The 24,836-nt window shown below is 59.1% G+C and carries 22 protein-coding genes and 1 pseudogene; 6 read left to right on the top strand and 17 right to left on the bottom strand.

What is annotated here, in order from left to right; genetic code table 11:
* Positions 1-210: 210 nt before the first annotated feature.
* Together ACMXYJ_RS21310 and ACMXYJ_RS21305 are read left to right on the top strand one after the other, a co-directional pair.
* A pseudogene (locus tag ACMXYJ_RS21310) lies at positions 211-858 on the top strand (MCP four helix bundle domain-containing protein); the annotation flags it as partial.
* Between the two features lie 42 nt (positions 859-900).
* Entirely contained in the window at positions 901-1,764 is an 864-nt protein-coding gene (locus ACMXYJ_RS21305; RefSeq protein ID WP_415760776.1) for a methyl-accepting chemotaxis protein, read from the top strand.
* 48 nt (positions 1,765-1,812) lie between these two features.
* Here ACMXYJ_RS21305 and ilvD read toward each other — a convergent pair whose 3' ends face one another.
* Complete coding sequence (gene ilvD, locus ACMXYJ_RS21300; RefSeq protein WP_415756782.1) at positions 1,813-3,495, bottom strand: dihydroxy-acid dehydratase; 1,683 nt, start codon at positions 3,493-3,495, stop codon at positions 1,813-1,815.
* Between the two features lie 387 nt (positions 3,496-3,882).
* On the opposite strand from ilvD, the gene mqo reads away from it, so the two are divergent.
* On the top strand, positions 3,883-5,529 hold the full coding sequence (gene mqo / locus ACMXYJ_RS21295) for a malate dehydrogenase (quinone) (protein WP_415756781.1): 1,647 nt from the start codon (positions 3,883-3,885) through the stop codon (positions 5,527-5,529).
* Between the two features lie 116 nt (positions 5,530-5,645).
* Here the strand turns inward: mqo and ACMXYJ_RS21290 are convergent, their stop codons facing one another.
* On the bottom strand, positions 5,646-5,918 hold the full coding sequence (locus ACMXYJ_RS21290) for a hypothetical protein (protein ID WP_415760775.1): 273 nt from the start codon (positions 5,916-5,918) through the stop codon (positions 5,646-5,648).
* Positions 5,919-6,118: 200 nt separating this feature from the next.
* On the opposite strand from ACMXYJ_RS21290, the gene ACMXYJ_RS21285 reads away from it, so the two are divergent.
* On the top strand, positions 6,119-6,484 hold the full coding sequence (locus ACMXYJ_RS21285; protein ID WP_415756780.1) for a hypothetical protein: 366 nt from the start codon (positions 6,119-6,121) through the stop codon (positions 6,482-6,484).
* Positions 6,485-6,566: 82 nt separating this feature from the next.
* On the opposite strand, the gene ACMXYJ_RS21280 is transcribed toward ACMXYJ_RS21285, so the two are convergent.
* The 6 genes from ACMXYJ_RS21280 to ACMXYJ_RS21255 all read right to left on the bottom strand — a co-directional run bounded on the left by ACMXYJ_RS21280 (position 6,567) and on the right by ACMXYJ_RS21255 (position 15,324).
* On the bottom strand, positions 6,567-7,187 hold the full coding sequence (locus ACMXYJ_RS21280; protein WP_415756779.1) for a hypothetical protein: 621 nt from the start codon (positions 7,185-7,187) through the stop codon (positions 6,567-6,569).
* A 351-nt stretch (positions 7,188-7,538) separates the two neighbouring features.
* Positions 7,539-8,558, bottom strand: a complete 1,020-nt coding sequence (locus ACMXYJ_RS21275; protein WP_415756778.1) for an AbrB family transcriptional regulator — start codon at positions 8,556-8,558, stop codon at positions 7,539-7,541.
* A gap of 151 nt (positions 8,559-8,709) precedes the next feature.
* A complete protein-coding gene (katG, locus tag ACMXYJ_RS21270) occupies positions 8,710-10,965 on the bottom strand; it encodes a catalase/peroxidase HPI (RefSeq protein WP_415756777.1) in 2,256 nt (751 codons plus the stop codon).
* A gap of 380 nt (positions 10,966-11,345) precedes the next feature.
* Positions 11,346-13,382 (bottom strand): LTA synthase family protein, encoded by a 2,037-nt coding sequence (locus ACMXYJ_RS21265; RefSeq protein ID WP_415756776.1) that lies wholly within the window; start codon positions 13,380-13,382, stop codon positions 11,346-11,348.
* 32 nt (positions 13,383-13,414) lie between these two features.
* Positions 13,415-14,029 carry a hypothetical protein gene (locus ACMXYJ_RS21260; RefSeq protein WP_415756775.1) on the bottom strand — a complete coding sequence of 205 codons (615 nt, stop codon included), beginning with the start codon at positions 14,027-14,029 and terminating at the stop codon, positions 13,415-13,417.
* Positions 14,026-15,324, bottom strand: a complete 1,299-nt coding sequence (locus ACMXYJ_RS21255) for a sialidase family protein (RefSeq protein ID WP_415756774.1) — start codon at positions 15,322-15,324, stop codon at positions 14,026-14,028. Before ACMXYJ_RS21255 ends, ACMXYJ_RS21260 begins: the two co-directional genes overlap by 4 nt.
* Before the next feature lie 313 nt (positions 15,325-15,637).
* On the opposite strand from ACMXYJ_RS21255, the gene ACMXYJ_RS21250 reads away from it, so the two are divergent.
* Positions 15,638-16,144, top strand: a complete 507-nt coding sequence (locus tag ACMXYJ_RS21250) for a GNAT family N-acetyltransferase (RefSeq protein ID WP_415756773.1) — start codon at positions 15,638-15,640, stop codon at positions 16,142-16,144.
* Entirely contained in the window at positions 16,135-16,536 is a 402-nt protein-coding gene (locus tag ACMXYJ_RS21245; protein ID WP_415756772.1) for an NUDIX hydrolase, read from the top strand. Before ACMXYJ_RS21250 ends, ACMXYJ_RS21245 begins: the two co-directional genes overlap by 10 nt.
* A 44-nt stretch (positions 16,537-16,580) precedes the next feature.
* Here ACMXYJ_RS21245 and ACMXYJ_RS21240 read toward each other — a convergent pair whose 3' ends face one another.
* The 9 genes from ACMXYJ_RS21240 to ACMXYJ_RS21200 all read right to left on the bottom strand — a co-directional run bounded on the left by ACMXYJ_RS21240 (position 16,581) and on the right by ACMXYJ_RS21200 (position 24,828).
* Positions 16,581-17,810 (bottom strand): hypothetical protein, encoded by a 1,230-nt coding sequence (locus ACMXYJ_RS21240; protein WP_415756771.1) that lies wholly within the window; start codon positions 17,808-17,810, stop codon positions 16,581-16,583.
* A 389-nt stretch (positions 17,811-18,199) separates the two neighbouring features.
* On the bottom strand, positions 18,200-19,159 hold the full coding sequence (locus ACMXYJ_RS21235; RefSeq protein ID WP_415756770.1) for a PDR/VanB family oxidoreductase: 960 nt from the start codon (positions 19,157-19,159) through the stop codon (positions 18,200-18,202).
* 3 nt (positions 19,160-19,162) lie between these two features.
* Complete coding sequence (locus ACMXYJ_RS21230; RefSeq protein ID WP_415756769.1) at positions 19,163-19,600, bottom strand: Rid family hydrolase; 438 nt, start codon at positions 19,598-19,600, stop codon at positions 19,163-19,165.
* Entirely contained in the window at positions 19,597-20,631 is a 1,035-nt protein-coding gene (locus ACMXYJ_RS21225; protein WP_056745372.1) for an aromatic ring-hydroxylating oxygenase subunit alpha, read from the bottom strand. Before ACMXYJ_RS21225 ends, ACMXYJ_RS21230 begins: the two co-directional genes overlap by 4 nt.
* 21 nt (positions 20,632-20,652) lie before the next feature.
* Positions 20,653-20,880 (bottom strand): recombinase-like helix-turn-helix domain-containing protein, encoded by a 228-nt coding sequence (locus ACMXYJ_RS21220; RefSeq protein WP_415756768.1) that lies wholly within the window; start codon positions 20,878-20,880, stop codon positions 20,653-20,655.
* A gap of 1 nt (position 20,881) precedes the next feature.
* Complete coding sequence (locus ACMXYJ_RS21215; protein ID WP_123368846.1) at positions 20,882-21,199, bottom strand: hypothetical protein; 318 nt, start codon at positions 21,197-21,199, stop codon at positions 20,882-20,884.
* Positions 21,200-21,213: 14 nt separating this feature from the next.
* Positions 21,214-22,356, bottom strand: coding sequence for an FAD-dependent monooxygenase (locus tag ACMXYJ_RS21210; protein ID WP_415756767.1), 1,143 nt, complete (start codon positions 22,354-22,356; stop codon positions 21,214-21,216).
* 13 nt (positions 22,357-22,369) lie between these two features.
* Entirely contained in the window at positions 22,370-23,335 is a 966-nt protein-coding gene (locus ACMXYJ_RS21205) for a VOC family protein (RefSeq protein ID WP_415756766.1), read from the bottom strand.
* Complete coding sequence (locus ACMXYJ_RS21200) at positions 23,332-24,828, bottom strand: aldehyde dehydrogenase (RefSeq protein ID WP_415756765.1); 1,497 nt, start codon at positions 24,826-24,828, stop codon at positions 23,332-23,334. Before ACMXYJ_RS21200 ends, ACMXYJ_RS21205 begins: the two co-directional genes overlap by 4 nt.
* Positions 24,829-24,836: the final 8 nt, after the last annotated feature.

Below are 24,836 nucleotides of genomic sequence, written 5' to 3'. Positions count from 1 at the left end.
AACCGAAAAAACATACCGCATGTCGTAAAAGACATGCGCGTATGGATATTCGCTTCATTAACCACTCGTGCCAGTCGATAACCTTTTCAGCAAACCAATCCGCAGTTGGCTTTACGCCACTGACAAACGTGCTGAGAGAGGATCCACAGAGTGTCCATAAAATTACGTTTGATTCTGCTGATTGGCACCGGGCTGATTACCGCGTTGATCATGAGTCTGGTCAGCTATCTGGGAAACACCCAGATGGCCGACGCGGTGAATGACAACCAGGTCAGCATGGCCGTGCTGCGCAATCACCTCGAAGCCGACATGATGCACGACGCGTTACGCGCCGACGTGCTGTCTGCGATGCTGGTCGGGTTGGGTAAAAGCACCAGCAGTAAAGCCGAGGTGCGCAGTTCCACCGAGGAACATGCGGCGCATTTTCGTGAAATGCTCGGTGAAAACCTCAAGCTGCCGGTCAACGACACCCTTAAAGCGGGCCTGAACAAGATCAAGCCCAGCCTCGATACCTACATCAGCGCAGCCGAACGCATTGTCGCGCTGGCGCTGGAAAATCCAGAGGCTGCGCAACAACAACTGGGCAGTTTCAGTAGCGTATTCAGCCAGCTGGAAGATCAGATGGCCGCCCTCAGCGAACTGATCGAAACCAACACCCAACAGACCAGTGTCGACACTCAGAAAGTCATCAGCAATGCCAACTTCACCCTCGGCGGCGTCCTCATCGCCAGCCTGTTATTGCTGCTGGCCTTGGGGCGCGGAGTGATGCTGAGCATCATGGGGCCGTTGCAGAACGCCAGCCGCATCGCCGACAGCATCGCCCATGGCAACCTGAGCGAACCGATTGTCGAGCCCACTCACAACGACGAAGCGAGCGCCCTGATTCGCAGCCTCGCGACCATGCAGCGCGACCTGCGCGGCATGATCGAGGTCGTGCGCAGCAACGCCCACGGCGTGAGTGGCATGAGCGAGCAATTGAGCAGTGGCTGCCACGAAGTGGCCGGCAGCAGCCAGCAGCAAAGTGTAGCGGCCAGCACCATGGCGGCCGCCGCCAGCGAAATGACCGCGAGCATCGAGGAAATCACCCGGCATGCCGAGCGCGCACTGAACATGGCCAATCAGGCCGAGACACTGGCCAAGGAGGGCGGTCGGGTGATCCATCAGGTGGTTAATGACATGGACGGTATTGCGCGTTCGTCGCAGCAGTCGGCCCAGGTGATCCGCACGCTGGACAAGGAGTCCGAAGGGATTTTCAGCATCATCCAGGTGATCAAGGGCATCGCCGACCAAACCAACCTGCTGGCGCTCAACGCCGCGATTGAAGCCGCTCGTGCCGGCGAGCAAGGGCGCGGGTTTGCCGTGGTGGCCGACGAAGTGCGCAGCCTGGCGGGACGCACCAGCGCCTCCACCCAGGAAATTGCCACGATGGTCTCACGCATCCAGCAAAGCACCCGCGAGGCGGTGACCAGCATGGAGGCGGGCGTGGCGCAGGTCGACAAAGGCATGGCCGTGACCGCCGACGTCGAGCGCGCCATCCGCGAAATCCTCGACGCCACGTTGAACACCACGCAACTGGTCAACGACATCACCCGCACCATCGGTGAGCAGAGCCTGGCCAGTAACGAAATCGCCCATCAGGTCGAAATGATTGCCGGCATGTCCGAAGGCAACAGCAAGGTCATTGGCCGGACGGCCTCGACCACCGATGAGTTGTCCACCCTGGCAGGCAAGCTCTCGCAATCGGTGGATCGGTTCAGACTCTAAGCCATGACGCGATCCCTGTAGCCGCTGTCGAGCTCGCGTATGAAGCGCCTAGAGATACTTATCCGTCACCGCGCCTTCCGAGGCGCTGGACACGGTCTTCGCGTACTTGGCCAACACCCCGCGTTTGTACTTGGATTCCGGGCGCACCCAACGGGTCTTGCGCTCGGCCAGTTCGGCGTCGGAGACATCGACCGAAATCTGTCGTGTTTCGGCGTCGATGGTGATCTTGTCGCCGTCTTCAATCAAAGCGATCGGCCCGCCATCAAAGGCTTCGGGCGTGATATGTCCCACCACAAACCCGTGTGAACCGCCGGAGAAGCGCCCGTCGGTGATGAGCGCAACGTCCTTGCCCAGCCCTTTGCCCATGACTGCCGAAGTGGGCGAGAGCATTTCGCGCATGCCCGGCCCTCCCTTGGGGCCTTCGTAGCGAATCACGATCACATCGCCGGCTTTGACTTCACCATTGAGGATGCCGGCCAGCGCACCTTCCTCGCCGTGATAAACCCGCGCCGTGCCTTCAAAGCGCAAGCCTTCCTTACCGGTGATCTTGGCCACGGCGCCGGTGGGCGAGAGGTTGCCGCGCAGCACCACCAGGTGTGAATCCTTTTTGATCGGTTGGTCGAAGGGCAGGATCACGTCCTGACCCTCGGGATAGTCGGGCACGTTTTCCAGGTTTTCGGCCAGAGTTTTGCCCGTGACTGTCAGTGCATCACCGTGCAGCATCCCGGCGGCGAGCATGCGCTTCATCAGCGGCTGAATGCCTCCGATCGCGACCAGTTCACTCATCATGTATTGACCGCTGGGCCGCAGGTCGGCCACCACCGGGGACACCTTGCCCAGCTCGACGAAATCATCCAGCGTCAGCTCGACATCCACGGCATGCGCCATGGCCAGAAGATGCAGCACGGCATTGGTCGAGCCGGCGAGGGCGATCACCACGCGAATGGCGTTTTCGAAGGCCTTGCGGGTCATGATGTCGCGCGGTTTGATGTCTTGCTTGAGCAGCTCCATGACCTGCTGGCCGGCGCGGAAACTGTCCGACGCCTTGTCGTTGCCGACGGCGTCCTGAGAGCTGGAACCGGGCAGGCTCATGCCCAGCGCCTCAATCGCGGAAGCCATGGTATTGGCCGTGTACATGCCGCCGCAGGAACCGGGGCCCGGGATCGCCACTTCCTCTATTTGCTTGACCTGAATCTCGCTGATATCCCCTCGCGCGTGCTGACCCACGGCCTCGAACACGGAGATGATATCGGTATGGCCAGCGCCCGGCCGGATGGTGCCGCCATAGACGAAGATGGAAGGGCGATTCAGCCGCGCCATGCCGATCAGACAGCCCGGCATGTTCTTGTCACAACCGCCCACGGTCACCAGGCCGTCAAAGCCTTCGCAGCCGGCCACGACTTCAATGGAATCGGCGATCACTTCCCGGGACACCAGCGAATACTTCATGCCTTCGGTGCCGTTGGCGATGCCGTCGGAAATGGTGATCGTGTTGAAAATGACGCCCTTGGCACCGGCGGCATTCGCGCCTTTTTCGGCTTCTATCGCCAGCTTGTCGATATGCATGTTGCAGGGCGTGACCATCGCCCACGTGGAGGCGATGCCGATCTGCGGTTTCTTGAAGTCCTCGTCGGTGAAACCCACGGCACGCAGCATGGAACGACCGGGCGCGCGTTCCACGCCATCGACCACTTGGGAGGAATATTTGCGCAAATCGTCTTTATCGCTCATGACTGCTCCTCACTGGCTCGTCGAGAAAAACACGATGAGTATAGTGGGCTCAGCGCTCGTGCCCGGACTATCAAGTCGGGAACAGACGCGCGGGTTTGCCGTGTCGTGATATTCTTCGCCCTAACTTGCTTTGACCTATTCAGTTTGCGCGTCCTTGAGACGCGCCAACAGAATCACTGTCGCTCAAGTAGCTGAAGCCAATAACGATAAAAAGTCAGTTCAGTAGGGACATATAAACTGAGGTCGATGGAGACACGTCGGCCTTGTGTGCCCACCCTCCAATCCTTATGCGTGCGCAACCCACAGCATGCTGCCTGCATGCCGTGAACCAGGGGCCTCAAGCGTGGGGATGGAAGGGCGGATGGCGTTTTATCAAAGGTGCTACACATGTTTAAAAAAATGAACACGGCCCTGCTGGGGCTGGCTTTGTCGATGGGGATCGCGTCCGCGCAAGCGGAAGAGGCAAAGAAAGTCGATGTGCTGCTGATTGGCGGCGGCATCATGAGCGCGACCCTCGGTGTTTGGCTCAACGAGCTGGAACCGGGTATGTCGATGGAAATGGTCGAGCGCCTCGACGGCGTCGCCCTGGAAAGCTCCAACGGCTGGAACAACGCCGGTACCGGTCACTCCGCCCTGGCCGAGTTGAACTACACCCCGGAAGACGATAAAGGCAACGTTCAGATCCCGAAAGCCGTTGAAATCAACGAAGCCTTTCAGATCTCCCGTCAATTCTGGGCCTGGCAGGTTCAGCAAGGCGTGCTGAAGAATCCGCGTTCGTTCATCAACTCCACGCCACACATGAGCTTTGTGTGGGGCGATGACAACATCAAGTTCCTGAAAAAGCGCTACGAAGCCCTGCAAGCGAGCCCGCTGTTCGCCGGCATGCAGTACTCCGAAGACCCTGCTGTGATCAAGAAGTGGGTTCCGCTGATGATGGAAGGGCGTGACCCGAACCAGAAAGTCGCGGCCACCTGGTCTCCGATCGGTACCGACGTGAACTTCGGCGAGATCACCCGCCAGTTCGTTGCGCACCTGCAAACCACGCCAAAGTTCGACTTGAAACTGTCTAGCGAAGTGCAAGACATCACCAAGAACGAAGACGGCAGCTGGCGCGTCAGCTACAAAAACCTGAAAGACGGCACCAAAACCGAAACCGACGCCAAGTTCGTGTTCATCGGTGCGGGCGGCGGTGCACTGCACCTGCTGCAGAAGTCCGGCATTCCTGAAGCCAAGGAATACGCAGGCTTCCCGGTAGGCGGCTCGTTCCTCGTGACCGAAAACCCGACCATCGCCGAGCAACACCTGGCCAAGGCCTACGGCAAAGCCTCCGTTGGCGCACCGCCAATGTCGGTTCCGCACCTGGACACCCGTGTCCTGGACGGCAAGCGCGTCATCCTGTTTGGCCCGTTCGCGACCTTCAGCACCAAGTTCCTGAAAGAAGGCTCGTACCTGGACCTGCTGACCACCACCACCACGCACAACGTGTGGCCAATGACCAAGGTCGGCATCAAGGAATACCCGCTGGTCGAGTACCTCGCCGGCCAACTGATGCTGTCTGACGAAGACCGCCTCAACGCCCTGAAAGAATACTTCCCGAACGCCAAAGCCGAAGACTGGCGCCTGTGGCAAGCCGGCCAACGCGTGCAGATCATCAAGCGTGATGAAGCTGCCGGTGGCGTGCTGAAGTTGGGTACTGAGATTGTTGCTTCGCAAGACGGCAGCATTGCCGGTTTGCTGGGTGCATCGCCGGGCGCTTCGACCGCTGCACCGATCATGCTGACCGTGCTGCAGAAAGTGTTCAAAGACAAGGTTGCTTCCCCAGCCTGGCAGGAAAAGCTGCACCAGATCGTGCCTAGCTATGGCACTCAGTTGAATGGCAGCCCTGAGAAAGTGGCTGAGGAGTGGGCTTACACCGCCAAGGTGCTGCAGCTGACTCCGCCGCCGGCGATTGGTCAGGTAGTGGCTCCGGCTGCTGCTCCGGCTGCTCCGGCTAAGGCACCGAAGGCTAATGCTGCGACTGATATGGCTCTGTAACTAGAGGCCGAATCAAAAGCCCACTGAACCGGAGACGGTCAGTGGGCTTTTTTGTGGGCGCCATTCAGTTCTTGCAGGTTACGCAACACTAAGGCCGAAGCGGGCGGACCGCTAACTCACTCCTGCGTTGGTTTTTTCTCAACGTCCTTCGAACCGCTAGAGGTGGCCGCATCTTTGTCCGTCTCCTCCGAGCTGGCACCGGAGTTTGAACCCGCCGCCTCCTCACCTTTTTTGTCGGCCTTGTCCTCCTTGGATTCAGTGCCCTGAGCCTGGTTGATTCCGGGAAACGCGGCAGGTGCGTCTTCAGTCACCTTTTCGGCAGCAAACGCGAAAAGTGAGCAGGCGGACACCAGGCCCGCGATCGTGAGAGCAGCAATTGTCCTGTTCATCATTTAGGCCAGCCATGTGAGGGGGTGTACAGCGTTGGAATAACCGGGAAGGGGAAGGTGCTGAGGAGCTGACAAGCGGTGGTGGCTCCTGAGTTCGCAGCACCAGAGACGGCTAAGCAGTGCCTCCATCCGTCGCGACAAAATGGCTTAAGCTAATCGATGACTGGAATGGAACCTCTCGACTAAAGGACGCGACATTTATGGAAATCCCCTTTTCTCAAATCAGCGAGCGTTTGAACAATCGCCGATTTTCGGTAGCAGACAACGCCCACGGGCTGTCCGATGCACGCACCGTTTTTCACTACCGTGTCGAGGAAGAGGCTATTTGGGGCACTTATCAGGGCGGCCATATCCGCAGGGGTAATCAAGTCGGGCGCGTGACAGGCCCCGATACCATTGAGCTTCTTTATCAGTGCCTGACTACGGATGGTGAGATTCTTGCCGGCTGGTCTCGGGGCACAGTAGGCGTTGATCACGCAGGACGTACTACTCTGACCTTTGTATGGGGTTGGTTGTCGGGCGCGACGGGAGGTGGGGAGTCTAGCTACGTCGAGCTTGCCGCGTAGCGGTCAAGCAGAAAAAGTCGGACTCCGCCGCCGGTGATTGGTCAGGTGGCGGCTCCGGCTATTGTTCCAGAAAGGTGAACGATCATTCGTCGTACATCAAATCCAGGCTATTTATCCATTCATTCGGCGCCTCGTACCTTGCGTAATAAATCTCCCTTTCTGCTCCGCTTAAATCAGTAAAAAACGGCGAGAAGTAGCTGTCGTTATAGTAGCCCTGAGCGCCTTGCATATTTCCTCCCCACCACAAAGGGTTGTACCCCTCAAACGCTATCCAGGGTGGCGGAACGGCCAATTTCTCAAGCTGAATGATGTTCAGGAATTCGACGCTATTCGTAACCATCCGTATCGTTGTGGCGTTAAATTCTCCGTCGGAGCTGAAATAGATCAGGTGGTTGTTTTCTCGGATATCTGAATAACGTTTTACGGGAAGGTCGTTGAATAGTTTTTCAGTCTTGAACCTGAAATTCGATTCGACAAGTGCCGAAAACTTATGAGCGTCTTCATTGCCGATCAAGAAAGCAGAGTAATAGGCCGAGATACCGATATCGTCCAAAGATACCACTTGAGGATAGTCGGTCAGAGACCGAGGGAGGCGTGATAGAGGCTCAGCAAAAACCGACTTCAACTCTGGTATGGAGTAGCCGGCGACTTGCTCTTCCTGGCCACGTCTTACGAAAGCTTTTATTCGACTGAAAATACTCATGCCCTATCCTCGATCCTTGAGATTACCAATCAATCTTGTCCTTTTTTGAGCGCTGACAGATATGAAAACTCAGCGGCATAAATAGATCCTGGCGGAATTGACGTTTAAAGGCGTTCTAGCCCCAGTTCGGTGTTCTGATCCGTATTTTCCTGCGCTATCTGCATCTGTAATGCACACAACCGCCGGCTCACAATAACGGCATGCTCCGCAGTCGCGGCAACCGCTGCACCGCAAACTCATAATGTAGGAGGCCCAATGGGCAAGATGGCGATTTTCCTGGGTGGATTTCTGGTGTTGACCATTTTGATTGGTGCCCTCGCCACGATCTCTCCCACTTAGTCCTTCAAGCGTTCAACCATCCTCCCGCCAGCGCCGCGCCTGAACGACCAACGCTGGCGCAAAGTGCAGCACGACCATTCGCACCAGGTGATGGGTCAGGATGAACACCACGTTTAGTCCGCCGCTGAAGGCGACGAGGGCGATGGTTTCGATGGCGCCAGGCATGTACGCCAGCCACAACGACAAGGGATCGCTGCCCAGAACCCGCGCGGCCACTGCGGCAAACGCTGCTGCGATCAGCAGCATCAGGCCGACGGCCATCAGCCCGGCCCGTCCGTGGCGGACGAGTTCTGCGAGGCTGATGTCTTTGAATTTCGAGCCAATCAGCACGCCGAGGAGGACCACGGCGGTGTCGACACTCCATGACGGCAGGTGGAAGGCCTGGAGATAGCCCAGCTTGAGGTAGACGCCGGTGACGACGATCGCGGTGAGCATGAATGGTGCCGGAACGCCGACGCGCAACAGCAAGCGGCCGAGCAACAGGCACAAGGCGATCAGCGACAGCAAGGTCAGCGCGGTACTCATGAGCAGCGGGCTGCTCTCGGCAAGCGCCACGTCGGTCTGTCCGGGAATGCAGAAGCTGACCAGCACGGTGATCGACAGCAGTCGCACCAGGTGCACAACGATCACTTTGCTGGACGCGCGCTCGGACTCGAGCAAATCGAACACGGCGGCGAGTGCGCCCGGATACACGGCTAACAGGGAGTCCTTCGGGTTCCATCCCGAGACCTTGAGCAGCCACAAACCGGCCACGGCGCTCTGGACCATCAAGCCCAGCAGCATGAAGCCCAGGCTCGGCAACATGGCGGCCGCCGTTTGGCTGTTCCACGAGGTGAACATCAGGCCGGTCGCGATCCCCAACACGATTTGCACGTAGACAAGGCTGAAGGGCAGCGCTGGAGAAAAACGCAAGTTGCTGGCGATCAACGCGGTCGCGAGTATTGATCCGAGCAACAGGCCATGGGGGAGACCGGCATATTGCAGCGCGGTGCCGACGCCAGTGGCGATCAGCAAACACAATAGGGTTTTCATGGTGTGATGAGTCTTCCTTGATTCATGTTGAACCCATCGCTTGCATCCGGGCCACGCACGTTTTCCCATCTAACGGCGTGAAGCGTCAAGTGACAAAAAGCACAACGCCTCCACAGTGGGAGGCGTTGCAGTTTCAGCGATACCGCTCGTGTTACTTAACGTCGAAGCGATCCAGGTCCATCACTTTGGCCCAGGCTGCGACGAAGTCTTTGACGAACTTCTCCTGCGCATCAGCGGTTGCATAGACTTCCGCCAACGCACGCAGCTGCGCATTCGAGCCGAAGACCAGATCGACACGGGTACCTGTCCACTTCACTTCGCCGGTTTTGCGATCGCGCCCTTCAAACTCCTCATTAGCCTCTGAGACCGGTTTCCATTCCACGGCCATGTCGAGCAGGTTCTTGAAGAAGTCGTTGGTCAACGCTTCCGGCTGCTGGGTGAACACACCGTGTCTGGTTTGCCCGACGTTGGTGTTCAGCACACGCATGCCGCCAATGAGCGCGGTCATTTCTGGCGCGGTAAGTGTCAGCAGTTGCGCCTTGTCGATCAACAGCTGCTCGGCCGCTACGCTGTATCTGCCTTTGAGGTAGTTGCGGAAGCCATCGGCGATGGGTTCGAGGAAGCCGAAAGACTCCACGTCCGTCTGCTCTTGAGAGGCGTCCATCCGTCCTGGAGTGAAAGGCACCGTCACGGTTTGGCCGGCATTTTTCGCCGCCTGTTCGACGCCAGCGTTACCGGCCAGCACGATCAGGTCTGCCAGCGAGATTTTCTTGCCGCTGTTGTTGAACTCGCTCTGGATATCCTCGAGTTTCGCCAGCACGTTCGCCAGTTGGTCAGGCTGGTTGGCCTGCCAGAACTTCTGTGGGGCCAGACGCAAGCGCCCACCGTTGGCGCCGCCGCGTTTGTCGGAACCACGGAAGGTCGAAGCCGCCGCCCAAGCCGTTGATACAAGCTGCGAGACGCTCAAGCCGGAGGCCAGGAGTTTGCTCTTGAGTGCGGCGACGTCACTGTCGTTGACCAGGGCATGATCGACTGCTGGAATCGGGTCTTGCCACAGCAGCTCTTCGCTTGGCATTTCCGGGCCGAGGTAGCGGGAGAGGGGACCCATGTCGCGGTGGATCAACTTGAACCAGGCGCGGGCGAACGCGTCGGCCAACTGGTCTGGATTGGCCAGGAAACGCCGCGAAATCGGTTCATAGATCGGGTCGAACCGCAGCGACAGGTCGGTGGTCAGCATGGTTGGATTACGACGCTTGGACGGGTCGTGAGCATCCGGAATGATGCCGGCGCCGGCGTTGTTCTTCGGTATCCACTGGTTCGCACCGGCCGGACTTTTGCTCAACTCCCACTCGAAGCCGAACAGGTTTTCCAGGTAGTTGTTGCTCCATTTCGTGGGCGTGGTGGTCCAGGTCACTTCCAGGCCGCTGGTGATGGTGTCCGCGCCCTTGCCGGTGCCGAAGCTGTTCTTCCAGCCAAAGCCTTGGGCTTCGAGGCCAGCGGCTTCGGGTTCGGCGCCGACGTTGTCGGCAGGTCCTGCGCCGTGGGTCTTGCCGAAGGCGTGGCCGCCGGCGATCAATGCCACGGTTTCTTCGTCATTCATCGCCATGCGCGCGAAGGTTTCGCGGATGTCCTTCCCGGCAGCGACTGGGTCGGGGTTACCTTCCGGGCCTTCCGGGTTCACGTAGATCAGGCCCATTTGCACGGCCGCCAGCGGGTTCTCCAGGAAGCGCCCCTGGTCGGTGCGGCTCTCCTCATTTTCCCCCGGCTCAGCAACGAGTGGGCCTTCGCCGGGCTCTTGCATAACCTTCTGCTCTTTGCCGTAGCGGGTGTCACCGCCCAGCCACTTGTTTTCCGAGCCCCAGTAAACGTCCTCATCCGGCTCCCAAACGTCCGGACGACCGCCGGAAAAGCCGAAGGTCTTGAAGTCCATGGACTCCAGCGCGACGTTGCCGGTGAGGACGATCAGATCGGCCCAGGAAATTTTACGACCGTACTTTTGCTTGATCGGCCAGAGCAGCCGGCGCGCCTTGTCGAGGCTGACGTTGTCCGGCCAACTGTTGAGCGGCGCGAAGCGTTGCTGGCCGGAACCGGCGCCACCACGACCGTCACCGGTGCGGTACGTACCGGCGGCGTGCCAGGCCATGCGAATGAAGAGTGGCCCGTAGTGACCGAAGTCCGCCGGCCACCAGTCCTGGGAATCGGTCATCAACGCAGTCAGGTCTCTTTTGACCGCTTCAAAGTCCAGGCTTTTGAAGGCTTCGGCGTAGTTGAAGTCCTTGTCCATGGGGTCGGACAGGGACGAGTGCTGATGGAGGATCTTCAGATTCAGTTGGTTCGGCCACCAGTCGCGGTTTGTCGTGCCACCGCCAGCGGCGCTAATGAACGGGCATTTCGATTCGTTTGCCATGTGTGAGCTACCTTTTGGTCGTATTCATCCGGCTATCCGGCCCAGCGTGGGCGTTAAACAGCAACGGGCGAAACCAATGACACAGGCTGCAGGGCCAGCAGTTTGATCAACTGATTGTTTTGATCACACGGGAATTCTGAACAGCGGCAATCGAGTTGCCTGCACGGTGGCCTACGGCAGGTTTAGTCAGGCTTCTGACCCATTCCTATCTCCTTATCAGCTCTTGACCGGCCGGCTTATGGTGCCGGCGCTCGAGTAAGGTTAGACCCCAGTTGGGAAGTCAGCTAATAGGGGGAGTATTGGGTCGTGATAGGCAGAGTCTTTTACTGGCGTCACGGGAAGGTCCCGCGTCTATTTGAAGCATAGACGCGGGAACGCCGTTACTTGCGCACGTTCTGGTACAGCATCAACCTTGAGGTTTCGTGCATGGCGCGGGTCAGTTGCGACAGGCGTTTGAACTCTTCAGGGTTTTGCTCGGCGACGTTGTCCAGCGGCGTCGGCGAGGCCAGGTCATGGAGACTTGGCGAGCTGCCGTCGTGCTCCATCTGCACCATGTAGTGCTGAGTGACGCCGGCAATCAGCGGGAATGTGCCCTCGCGCAGTACCAGCGGTACTACGCGCTCACCCTCGGGCGCGGGCTGCTGAATATCACGGCCCATGCCGCTGTTGCGAAACTCAAGGCCGGCCATGCCCGCCACGGTGGGCAGCAAGTCCACCAGGCCGACCGCTTCCTTGACCTTACGCGTCCCGAGCAAGCCTGGTGCGTGGATGATCATCGGCACCGCGTTGCTTTCCAGGCCGAGTTGCTCGTAGGCCGGTGCCAGGAACGGGATCTGCGCGATACGGGTGTTGTGGTCGCCAAACAGCACGAAAATGGTGTTGTCGTACCAGCCGCCTGCTTTGGCGATTTCCATCAAGCGTCCGATGTTGAAGTCTAGCAAACGCACGGCGTTGTACTGCTCGACACTGCGCGACCCTGCGGCCTGTACTTCGGCCAGGGTAGGGTGCTTGACCTCGAATCCATCATTGGTCTTGGGAATCGTGAACGGACGATGGTTGCCGGCCGTCTGCACATAGGCGAAGAACGGTTTGTCCTTGGGCAGTGCTTGCAGAATCTGGTCGGTTTCCTTGAACAGGTCCAGATCGGAAATCCCCCAGACATCCACCACCGGGGACTTCCAGTCCCGCTCTTCGAACAAGCGAACGCCGTCGATGCTTTGTCGAATCAAGGCATTCATGTTGGCCCAGCCGGAGTTGCCGCCGATGGTGTAGATCTTCTCGTAACCGGTGAAGGAGTTGATCAGTGTGTTCTGCTTGGTGATCAACGGATTACGCGTCGCGGTTTCCTGGCGGGTGACGTCAGGCACACCGCTGATGCTGGCCCAGACGGTTTTTGCGGTCCCCGTCACCGGCACATAGAAGTGCTCGAAAAACCAGCTCTGGGTGGCCAGGCGATCGATGTTCGGCGTCGGATTGATCGGGTTGCCGTAGGCCCCGACGGCGCTGGTGCCCAGCGATTCGAGCATGACGAACATCACGTTCGGCTGCCGCGAGCCCGGTACTTTGTAGGGTTGTGGTGCCTGGTGACGGACGAAATCAAGGGTTTGCGGATCGGGCTTGTCCACGCCCAGGTAGTTGGCCATCACCGCGTAGTGCTCGCGCACCTGCGCTTCGTCATAGCGCGACTGGCCGACTTTGACCGTGTCGTAGAGGAACAACACCGGGTTCAGGCCCAACGCAGCAACCTGGTTATTGCCCGAGAAGAACGCATCGCTCCAGCGTAGCGGGACCGGGTTTTCGAGGTTCATGTTTTCGACACGACCTAAAATGCCCAGCAGCACCGCCACGACCATCAACGCGCCACCCAATGTCGCGGAGAGCCGGCGAATGGCTTTGCGAGGGCGGTCCAGCGTTACGCGTTCCAGACGCACCAGAGCCAGTGTCACCAGCGCGACCGTTGCCAGCCAACCCAGCGAAATCCAGATCACCGGGTAGGTCTGCCAGACCATGTCGCGGGATATTTGCGCATCCTCGATGAAGCGCAGCACGGTGGCGTTGATCCTCACGCCCAGATAGGCGTAATGACCAAAATCGATGATGTAAATCAGCAGCAGGACGCTCAGGGCCGCGACCAGATACACGCGGGCGATGCGGCGAAGCAGACGGCTGCCGATCAGGTTCCAGCGAGGAATCCAGGCCAGCAACGCCAACGGCAACATCGCCAGGATGGCCAGGCGCAGATCGAAACGAAAGCCGATCCCCAGGGTTTCCATGACGTCATTTTTGTCGATCAGGGCGTTGGCGTCGAAACCGGAATAGCCGAAAAAAAACATGACACGAAGCACAGCAAACAGCGCGAACGTAATCGCTGTCGCGCCCAGCCAGTAATGTAAACGTCTCGAGTGCAACCAACCCATCCATGTTCCCCTGTTAATAAAATCGTTGAATCTCAAACGGAACCGGACACATCGCCCACTGCACCGCGGCGCTTGGTTGCCCGGCGATGCGTCCAGCGCACGGCAAGCATCAGCAGTGCCACGCAGCAATACAGACCCAGCAGCGGATCAACCAGGTAATCCCAATAGTTTTGCGAAGGTTTGATCCCGGCGATGAAGGCCAGGGTCGCGCAGGCCAGCATCACGACGGCCAGGCCGTTGCGCAGGTAAAACAGGCCCAGGGTCAGCACGGCGACGAAAATCAGCATCGGGCGCGGGCTGTAACCAAACCGATAGGGGTCCAGATCACTCATGCCCAGGGTGGCCGGGTACAGCACCAGGGCCATCAAGGCGAAGAGGATCAATACGCCGGTTTTACCCCGCGCAGGTGGGAGGAGGTCCAGCCGACGCAAGCAACCCCACGCCATGAACACCATGGAGGTGATCGCCAGGTCATCAATGTAGCTGCGCAAATAGGCGGCCAACGATAACCCGTCCAGCGCTATGAAGCTGGCTGCCAGCAACGCGGCCAACAGTGCGATCCGCCACGTCCTGGGCAAGCCGAAAGAAGGCAGCACCAGGAAGATGATCATTGCGAAGCTGGCATGGGCTTGCCACAGACTAATCATTTGCGACGCTCGTTGAGCCAGGCATCGTTGAAGGAGACGTGCTTGATGAAGGTGTTGTTCCAGGAATAAACCAAGTGATACATCCCATCGGGGCTGCGGATGAAGTACGGGTATTCGTATTCAAACTCACACCCTTGGTTTTTACAGACACGGTTGTCGAGGTTATCCAGGAACTGCGCCTCCAGCGGTTGGCGAAGCGCGCCGCTGGAACCGCGGAACTCTTTACCGATGATTTCCTTGTAGGCCTCGGGTGAAAACGGAGCGCCTGCTGGATCAGGTGACTTGTCCAGGTCCCGCAACGAGCGCCAATCGTCCATTTTCGCGTCGGTCCCATAAAGGCTCAGCTTGAAGCGTCCTTCCTGCAGGTCGTTGAGCGCCACCAGCAACCCATGTTCGGGCGTCGCGACGGCGGCCAACGATGAGTTCGGATTCGAGGGATCGAGCGGATAAGGTTCGCTCCAGGTTTGACCGGCGTCTTCGGTGCGGGTCGCCAGCACACGGTGGTGGGTGTCGCCGGCATAGCGCAGCAAGGCAATGCCGCGCTGGCCGTCCAGCGGAACCACCGTGGGCTGCAATGAATTCTTGCCGTGGCTGATGCGGAATTTGTCGATCACATTGCCGTCTGCGCTCAAGTAGAGGTACTCGGCAAACTTGCCCAGAAACTCGTGGTAGACCGGCAAACCGATGGAGCCGTCGGCATGAAACACCGGTGCCGACCGGACCAGGGTGCTGATGTTCAGAAAGGGTGAAGTGATCAGTTGGCGCGGGGCGGACCAGCTTTCACCGAAGTCATCCGACACCATCACATTGACCGCGCTGCCAGCCCAGCCACCCATGGACACGGACACGTAGAACAACCACACGCGATTATCCGGCGCGAGGGCAACCACCGGGTTACCCAGCTTGCGAATGTATTTTCGCGTGCCCTGTTGGGTCGAATCCCGAGTCGCCAATACCTTTTCAGAACCCCACTCGCCGGTTTTCGGGTCGAAGCGGGCGGAGCGCACCTGCACATCGGCTGCGCCTTCGCGGGAGCCGGCAAACCAGACCGTCATCAGACTGCCGTCGGGCAACGCGGTTACCGCCGAGGAATGCACGAAATCCAGCAGCCCGGAGGAGGCGAAGCGGCTGGTATAAATGGGCTTGGCCACTTGGCTGGCCACTGGCATCACGGGACTGATCAGGGCAAAGGAAGAGTGCGTATTGGCAGGGTTGAAGAGCCATGCAGCCGCAAACAGGCAAGAGAGTGCAAGGTAGGCACCGAGGGCAGGAACGCTGGGAAGTTTGATGCGCATAATTAATACTTTGGCATCTCATGGCCCGATAAAGCGCTCAAACTAACACTCGGTAGTACATGATCGGGTGTAATGATTTTCTATTTTGTAAGCAATTATTTGTAGCGTGCTGCGTTGTCGACGATCCACGTCTGATTGAGAGGCTGAGACTACCGGATTAAAGGTTTTTACTTCCGCCCAACGAGACTTGCCGGGCATCTCCACCGTTGGTCGAAAAAGCCGGACCTAAGCCGTGGTGAACCTGAAAAGGAAACTTCTATCCATCCTCTGCAAAAAGTAATCTGTCACCCCGACACTTGGATGGATCCAAACCATGCACCTCACCCACCGCCCCGTCAGCGCTGAAGATGTCCTGACGATTTGCGACTTTCCTCAAAATCCCCAAGAGCTGTTTTTTATGTTCCCGAAGGCGCAGTACCCGCTGACGGAAGATCAACTGCAGGCATCGATTGCTCAACGTTCCGACTCAACGGTGGTTGAGGCGGACGGTTCTGTTATGGGCTTTGCCAACTTTTACAGGTTTGAGCGCGATGGCGTTTGCGCGATCGGCAATGTGATCGTGTCGCCCAAGGCCCGGGGGAAAGGGATCGCGAAGTTTTTGCTGCAGACGATGGTGGGGCTGGCGCTTGAACGTCATCGGGCGCGGGAGGTGCAGCTTTCGTGCTTCAACGAGAATACGGCGGGGCTGCTTCTGTATCCGCAGTTCGGGTTTGTGCCGTATGGGGTTGAGGAGCGGTTGGCGCCGGACGGGCGTCGTGTGGCGCTGATAAACATGCGGTTGCTCACCGAAGCCAAAAGCATGGACATCCCATGCGCATAGATAAAGCTTGTCCTGTCGTGCTGCGAAAAAAAGAGGGGCTGGAGATTTTAGCGTTCCGGCATCCGTTGGCAGGTCTGCAACTGGTCAAGGGCAGTGTCGAACCCGGAGAGCCGACTGACGCGGCGGCTATTCGGGAGTTATTCGAAGAGGCGGGCGTCAGGGGCGAGGTGATACGGGATCTGGGGAACTGGGATTCAGCGATAACGGGGCACACGTGGGCGTTTCACGAGTGCCGCGTTATGCAAAACCTTCCGGATACCTGGAGCCATTTTGCAGAAGACGATGGAGGACACGAGTTCCAGTTCTTTTGGCATCCACTGGCAAACGAGCCCAGTGAAGAATGGCATCAGGTCTTTCAGGACGTTTTGGCCTTTCTACGACCGCGCGTCTAGCGTTAGGCTTATCCCGAGCATCGATACGCCACGATTTCAACGGGTCAGAAGTAATACCCGATATTGACGTTGGTCCGGTAATACCACTGATTGCTGCCAACCGAACGGGTATTGGTAAAGCCCGTACCGTTCTCCGCACCGCCATAGGGGTTGGCGTTTTTTGCCCAGGTCAGGTCGACCCACGCCATGATCGGCATGGCCAGGAACTGCGCACCGACGGTGTACATCTGCGAGTCGTCCCAACCGCTCTTGTCTTTCATCATGCGACTGTAGTCGTTGTACAGCTTGATCTTCTTCAATTGCCCCAGTTTCGGCGTCGGGATGTCATAGCCGACGTTCAGCGAAGCAATGGTGGCCTTGGAGGCGATCAGATACGCCGGGGTCAGGCCGTTGCCGCCCATCAGCACCGAGTCGTTACTGACACCGGCAGGGTTTTTGGGGTCGTACTCATAGCGGATGCCTTGGGTGGAGACGGTCCACGCGCCAGCGTTGATGATGGCGTGGATACCGCCGGCCCAGTAATCGCCGTCGTCTTTGGTGGTGGCGTTGTACAACTGGGCGGTGGCCACGGACGCGCCGATTTCAGTTTTCCAGCCATCATTGATAAAGGTCCGCGCGACCCGGGCGTTGATCTGGTTGTGTTTCTCGTTGTCCTGGCGCGACTGGGTGAAGGGGATCGCATTGTCCTTGAGGTCGGCGTAACGCCCGACTTCCGGCGAGTAGCGAATGTCGGAAGGCAACATGCGCGGGAAGTACCCCAGTTGCAGATCCCAGTCCTGATCCTTGTAGCTGTACTTCAAGCCTGTGCCGGCGCTGACGCCATAGCCCATGAAGAAGGGCAGGTGATAGCTCCAGCCAAATTGCGGATAGGGTTCCAGGCCAAACGGTTTGAACGGCGCGCCCAGTTGCAGGTTTGAGTTGCTGTTGAGGCGGTAGCCGACGAAGCCGCGGTCGATGGAGCGCTTGCCGTCATCCTGAAACCAGTAGCCGACATCGCTATAGAGATTTTTGTAGGTCGCCTGTACGTCGATGCGGAAGGTGTCGAAGAGAAAACGCCCATTGTTTTCGGTGGTGTCCCAATGCTCGTCGCGGTAGTTGGTTCGCAGGGCACCACCGATGTCCAGGCTGCTTTCGCCATCGTCGCTGCGCCAGGCGATATGCGGAAACGGCTTTTTACCGGTAGTCGATGTCACGGGCGCAGCGGGACCGGGTTCACCGGCGAAGCTCACGCAACTGCTCATCATCAGTCCCATACATATAACGTAATGCTTCATGTTGACTCCGCTGCTCAATTGAACGCTACAAAGTGACCGGCAACACTGTTCCGTTCGCCTTAACAGTGGCGATGGGTGGATAACGTCGAGTGTTGCTTTGATTAAGTGCGTTTCTGTTTTTGTTGTTTTATGGGTAATACGGCGTATGGCCTATGAACTCAGGGTTACCTGAGCAGAAACTATGCCAACTCTTAAACGTCTTTAAGGTGCTTAAAAACCCAATAAAAACAATTGTTTATATGGGAAACATGTTTGTTTGTATTGCCCATGAAACAGGCGCCTCGAGGGGTAACGAAACTGCACGTTCACTGTGCGTTTTTTATGTCGCGCGCATAAAAAAGGCCGACATACCTGTCGGCCTGTTTAACCCTGGAAACTTGATACTCGTGTTATAGATCCAGTACCAATCGCCGACTCTTGCAGCCCGACACACACACCATCATCGATTTGTTGGCCGCACGTTCGGCTTTGGTCAGTACGCCGTCCCGGTGGTCGACATCACCTTCCAGAACCCGCGTCTCGCACGAACCGCACACCCCTTCACGACAGCTGTACTCAATATCGCAACCCGCCTCGAGCAGCACATCGAGCAAACTCAAACCAGGCTCGATCGACAGCGTCTTGCCGGATTTTTTCAGCTCGACGCTGTAGCTACTCTGGGCATCTTCGGACGGTGGCAATTCGGCCGCCGCGAAGCGCTCGATATGCGCATGAGGGTAACCGAGGCCTTCGCAGGTGCTTTCGAAAGCATCGAGCATCGGCGTCGGACCGCAGCAATAGAAGTGCGTATCGCTCGGCTGATCGGCCAGGTAGGCGCTCAGGTTTGGCGGCATGCCCTTTTCATCGTTGAAGTGATAGACAACTTTGGCACTCAAGCCGCTGAGTTCCTCAACCAGCGCGGCTTCCTGTCGCGAGCGGGCGCAGTAGATCAGCTCGGCGGATTTTCCCAGTGCCAGCAGTTGGCGGAACATGCAGTAAATCGGGGTGATGCCGATACCGCCGGCCACCAGCACGCTGTGTCTGGCACTCAGGTCGAGCTGGAAATTATTGCGTGGCGACGAGATCGGCAGTTGCATGCCGACCCGCAGTTGCGCGTGCACAAATTCCGAGCCGCCGCGGCTGTTGCGATCACGCAGGATGCCGATCACGTAACGGCCTTGATCGCTTGGCGAGTTGAGCAATGAGTAACTGCGCACCAGCCCGTTGGGTAAATGCAGATCGATGTGCGAGCCGGCTTCAAACGGGGCGAACACCGTGTCGCCAAACGGCCGCAATTCAACGCTGATGATGCCTTCGGCTTCATAGCGCAACGTGTGCACGCGAGCGGTGAGGGGGGAGGAATGGGACATCGGTCACCTCTTTTCGACAGTACGCAAATCGAGATCGAGACGCGCGCCGGCCTCGATCTCCACCCGCAGTTCGGGAAACACCAGCGCGCTCACTTCAACCAGCGTGGAGGTAGGAAAAACCGCCTGACCTTCGAAGAAGTCACGCCGTGCGCGACCCACTTCGTCCTTGTCGGCGATGTCGGTGACATACACCGTCAGCCGGTAAATGTTGCCGATATGCCCACCCGCCGCCTCGACCAGCGCCCGGACTTTGTTCAACACGACAAGTGTCTGGGCGTAGGCATCGAGCGGCGCGTCAGCCACAACGGCCAGGCGTGTAGCGGGATGGCCGGTCATGCCGGACATCACCACTTCATTGCCGATCAGCAAGGCATTCGACCAGGTGGCGCTGGCCGGCTCGATCAACGAGCCGGCCTGAACACGTTGCACGGCTGCGTTCATGGCAACTGCTTCGCGTCGATCAGCTCCAATTGGGCCTTGGCCGCGTTTTTCAGGTAGCGACGCAGACGCACCACACCGAGGTCATGCTGGTAGAGGTTTTCCCGCTGGTTGGCGTCCGGCTCCATGAATTCGAGCAGCACCCGGTCCTGTTCCAGCACCGCCCAGTGGCGTGCTTCCAGGCGATTTTTGTAGAGGAAACGCCAGGTGTCGCGCTGCCAGCCGGTCAGCGGACGGCAACGCCAGTGGAACACTGCCGACAAGGAACGGCTGCTCGGTGTGTAGCTGCCGATGATGGTGAAGTTGCCGCCGGGGCCGCCGGTTTTCGGATAGGGGATTTCCAGGCGCAGCCAGTGGCAGCCGTTGTCCATGAACTCGGTCCAGTCGAAATTCACCCCGCGCTGGCCTTCTTTCTCGAAGAAGAAACCGTTGTCGGTGTCGCGGGTGACGAACTTTGCGGTGGCTTCGCCTTCGCTCATGGAGTGCGACATCTTGTGCAGGTAGGTGCCGTGCATCGGGTCCATGACGTTGTCGATGACGTAGCGATAATCGCCTTTCCACTCGGTGTAGCAGAGGAAGCTGCTCCATTCCGGGGAGGTCAGTTGCTCTGGCAGGACCAGCTCCGGCGGCGTGTCCACGTGCGGATCTGCCGCGTTGTACAGAAAGATCGCGCCAGCGGCTTCACGGGTGTGGAACATGCGTGTCGGGCGGCTGCCTTCAAGCTTGCAACCGGGGCTGCCGGGGACTTTGGTGACGGTGCCGTCACAGCGCACTTCGACGCCGTGATAAGGGCATTGCAGACGGTCACCCAGCACCGGTCCCTGGGACAGCGGCGCGCCGCGATGAGGGCAGTGATCTTCCAGGGCGTGGACGCTGCCGTCATTGTCGCGCCACAGGGCGATCTTGTAGCCCAGACGGCGAATCGACACCGGTTTTTCGCCCAATTGATCGGAAGGCAGGACCGGGAACCAAAGGTTTTTCAACCCGTTGGCCAAGAGGTTTTCAGCGGGATCGACGGTTGTATTCATGTTCATTTCTTATTGTCCTCCGGCGGGTCATTCGCCCAGCCGAGCCATCAGGGTTTTATAGGCGTCTTGTGTCCACTCTCCGGTGGTCAGCGGGCAGGGTGGCCCGGCCAGATTCAGATGCGCGAGCAGGTCGGGCAACTCGGTCACCCCGTTGCCAAAGGCGCGTTCGATGGAGTCGCCGAGCAACTCTTCGAACTGGGTGTTGGGACGTTTACGGGCCTGATGGGGCTCCAGGTAGGGTTCGGTATTGCTCATCTCATTGACCTCCATTACGTACCCGTTCGCGGATCATTTCGCGCACGGGAATAAAGTCATACGTCGGGAAAACTTCGGTGCTGAACACGCCCCAGGCCGAGCGTTCGAGCTCGACGTTGAGGGTCGGCAGCAGGCTCGGCGGCAACCGCAGAGTGACGATCTGGCCCAGGCCCATGGCCACGGTCCAGGACACCACCTCGACGCCTTGCGGGGGAAACCGTTCCCACCAGTCCTGCTGCTTCATGTGCCGCTGAATCTCTTCCAGGTTCTTTGATTGGTCGTGCTTGAGCAGCACGGTCACCAGCAAGGTCTCGCTCATGCCTGCGGTCCTGCTCACGCCACGTTCGGCATCGGCACGGCCCAGGCGTCATAGCCATAAACCCAGTCGGCGTTGCCGCCGTCCTTGAGCCATTGGTTACCACGCGAGCCGATCTGGATCTGGCTGGTGCGTTGCAACCGCGCCTGCTGATAAGCCTGCAGGGCATCGGCGATCTGCGCGGTGCTGGTCAGGTCTTGCAAATGGCGAGCGAGCACCACTGCGTCTTCGATCGCTTGGCCGGCGCCTTGCGCCATGAACGGCATCATCGGATGGCAGGCATCGCCCAGCAGGGTCATCGCACCCTTGGACCAGAACGGCAGCGGATCGCGTTCATACAGCGCGGTCTTGAGCACCTCGTTGCACGCATCCAGCAGAGCGCGAGCGTCCGGGTGGAAGTCCTGATAGTGGCTGCGCAACTCGTCGGCATCGCCGGCGCTGGTCCAGGACTCTTCATGCCAGCTGTCCTGAGCGGTGGTGGCGAAGATGAAAATGTCCCGGCCCTGGTTCAGCGGAAACGTCACGATCTGGCTTTGCGGGGTAGGGCCCCACCATTTGGTGAACGCCTGAATGTTCGGCACATGGGCCACGCTTTCGGCAGGTACGACGGCGCGGTAAGCGACCACTCCGGTAAAGCGCGGCTGCTCATCACCGAACAGCGCATTACGCACCACCGAATGGATGCCATCGGCGCCGATCAACAGATCGGTGACGTGGCGGCTGCCATCCTTGAAGCGCAACTCGATGCCGTCGGCGGTTTGCACGACGTGCTCGGCGCGTTTGCCAAACTTCACCTGTTCGGGTGGAAAGACGTCCGTCAGTGCGGCCAGTAGATCGGCGCGGTGAATGGTCAGTTGCGGTGCACCGTATTTCTGTTCGGCGGCATCGGACATTTCCAGGCGCGAAGTTTCCTCGCCGCTGTCCCACAGGCGGCTGATCCGGTGCGTTGGACGAGCGGCCGGAATGCGCACGGCAGCGCCAATCCCGAGACCATCCAGAGCACGTACGGCATTAGGTGTCAGGTTGATATCGGCGCCGACCCGCAAAAAGGCTTTCGACTGTTCGAATACGGTGACGTTATGGCCTGCGCGAAGCAGCGCAATGGCGGCGGTCAAGCCACCGATACCGGCCCCGGCAATCGCGATATTCAGTGCGGACATGAGTAACTCCTGCTCAGGGTTTCGGTTTGTCGGTGAGGAACTTGCCTTGCGGCGCTTCGACATGCTGCTGGCGTCGGGTATTGCCATCGATGCCGCCGGCAATCGCCCATTCAGCGAACATCGTCGGGCCCGGCTCGAAGTCCCGCGGCTGCCATTCGCCAGTCAGCTGGTCTTCGTCGGCGTAGTACTCGACCAGTGCGCCGGCCGGGTTTTTGAAGTACCAGAAGAACGCCGACGACACCGGGTGCCGACCCGGACCGATTTCCGTTGCCCAGCCGCTGCGGGAAATGTGCATGCCGCCGCCGAACACTTCGTGCACATCGCGCACGGTGAAGGCGACGTGGTTCAGGCCGGCACGAGGGGCGGGCAGTTGCAGCATGAACAGGTCGTGGTGGCCGCCTTCTTCGGCGGTGCGCAGGAACGCCCCGCGATCCGGATAGCGGTCAGAGGCCTGGAAGCCGAAACGCTCGTGATAGAACGCTTCGCAGGCATTGACGTCCTTGACGAAAAACACCACATGGCCGACTTCGATCGGTGTGGCGCGCTCGTAAATCGGCGCGGCCTTGTTGATCCGGCCTTTGGTCTGCCAGGTGTTATGGCCGCTGCACTCGATCTCCAGCTCACGCTTGCGGGTCACTTGCAGGCGGATCGCCAGGCCGTTGGGGTCGGTGCAACCGATGCGCCCATCCGCTTCGATGAAGCCCGGATCGTTGGCGATTCGTTCGCTATAAAGCTTCAAGTCAGCGTCGCTTTCAACGCCCCAGACTACTTCGCGCACTGTCGAACCAGCCTCGATGGCGGGCGGCAAACCGGCCTTGTTGATGTCGGCGAGCACCACGCGGCAACCGTTGAGGGTTTCGAAGACCACTTCGTCAGGTTGTTCGCTGACTTTCGTCAGGCCCCAGTCGCTGAAAAAACGCACGCTGGTGTCGAGGTCCTCGACGCCGTAGGTGACTTCATCAATGCCTAAAACGCTCATAACCCAACCTCTCGTTGCACACCGGCCCAGGCCAGTGGCTGTTCATTCATGCCCCAATAAAGGCTTTTCTGTTCCATGTACTGCAGGATGCCGAGGCGACCTTTTTCACGGCCCAGACCGCTGTCGCGCCAGCCGCCGAACGGTGTGGAAATCGAGAACTGTTTGTAGGTGTTGATCCACACCGTCCCGGCCTGAATTTTTCGGCCCAGTGCCCAGGCGCGTTTGTAATCGCGCGTCCAGATGCCAGCGGCGAGCGCGTACAGGCTGTCGTTGGCCTGCTCGAGCAATTGCGCTTCGTCATCGAAGGGCATCGCCACCAAAACGGGGCCGAAGATCTCTTCCTGACAAACCTGTTGGCTGTTGTTCAGGCCTTCGAGGATGGTCGGCGGGTAGTAATAACCCTGGTCGTACACGCCGCCACTCGGACGTTTGCCACCGAGCAGCAGGCGTCCACCTTCGGCCAGCCCTAGAGCAACATAACGCTCCACCGAGTCGCGGTGGCCGGCGCTGATCAACGGGCCCATTTGGGTACGTTCATCGGCCGGATCACCGACGCGCAGTTCGGCCGCAGCGGCCACCAGGCGCGCCATGAACGGCTCATACAAGGCGCGGGCGACGAACAACCGCGACCCGGCAATGCAGGCTTCGCCCGAAGAACTGAAGATGCCGTACAACACACCGGCCACCGCGTGGTCGAGATCGGCATCGTCGAGGACGATGGTCGGCGATTTGCCGCCCAGTTCCAGCGACACCGGCATCATCTTGTCAGCGGCGATGTGGGCAATGTGTTTGCCGGTTTTGGTGCCGCCGGTGAACGACACGCGCTTGACCAGCGGGTGACGGGTCAACGCATCACCGAGCAGCGAACCCTTGCCCGGTAGCACACTGAGCAATCCTTTTGGCAACCCGGCGTCTTCGCAGATGCGCGCCAGTTGCAAAGCCATCAACGGGGTGATTTCCGCCGGTTTGATCACCACCGCGTTGCCCGCCGCCAGCGCCGGAGCGACCTTCTGCGCTTCGCTGGCAATCGGCGAGTTCCACGGGGTGATCGCGGCGATCACGCCCATCGGTTCGTACACACTCATGCTGACGAAATCACCGCGCGATGGCGTGATGGTTTCTTCGAGGGTTTCGCAGGCCGAGGCGAAAAACTGGAACGTACCGGCGGCGCTGGCCACCAGGGCACGGGTTTCGTTGATCGGTTTGCCATTGTCCTGGCGCTGCAATTGCGCCAGTTCTTCGCTGCGCTCACGGATCAGCTCGGCGATGCGGTACAGCACGCTGGCCCGTTCGTGAGGTTTGCGCTGCGCCCAGCCGCTGTGCAAAAACGCCTGATGGGCGCCTTGCACGGCGTCTTCGACGTCCTCGACACTGGCGGCATTCAGCCAGGCGACCGCTTCGCCCGTGGCGGGATAGCACGTGGCATAACGCTCGCCGCGACCGAGGCGCCAGTCGCCGGCAATGCAGATCGGTAAAGTCTGTTCGAGAGTCATCGACGGTC

This window comes from Pseudomonas arabinosi, assembly GCF_047758675.1.
GTDB classification, from domain to species: Bacteria; Pseudomonadota; Gammaproteobacteria; order Pseudomonadales; family Pseudomonadaceae; genus Aquipseudomonas; species Aquipseudomonas arabinosi.
This window is presented reverse-complemented; position numbering and strand designations above follow the sequence as displayed.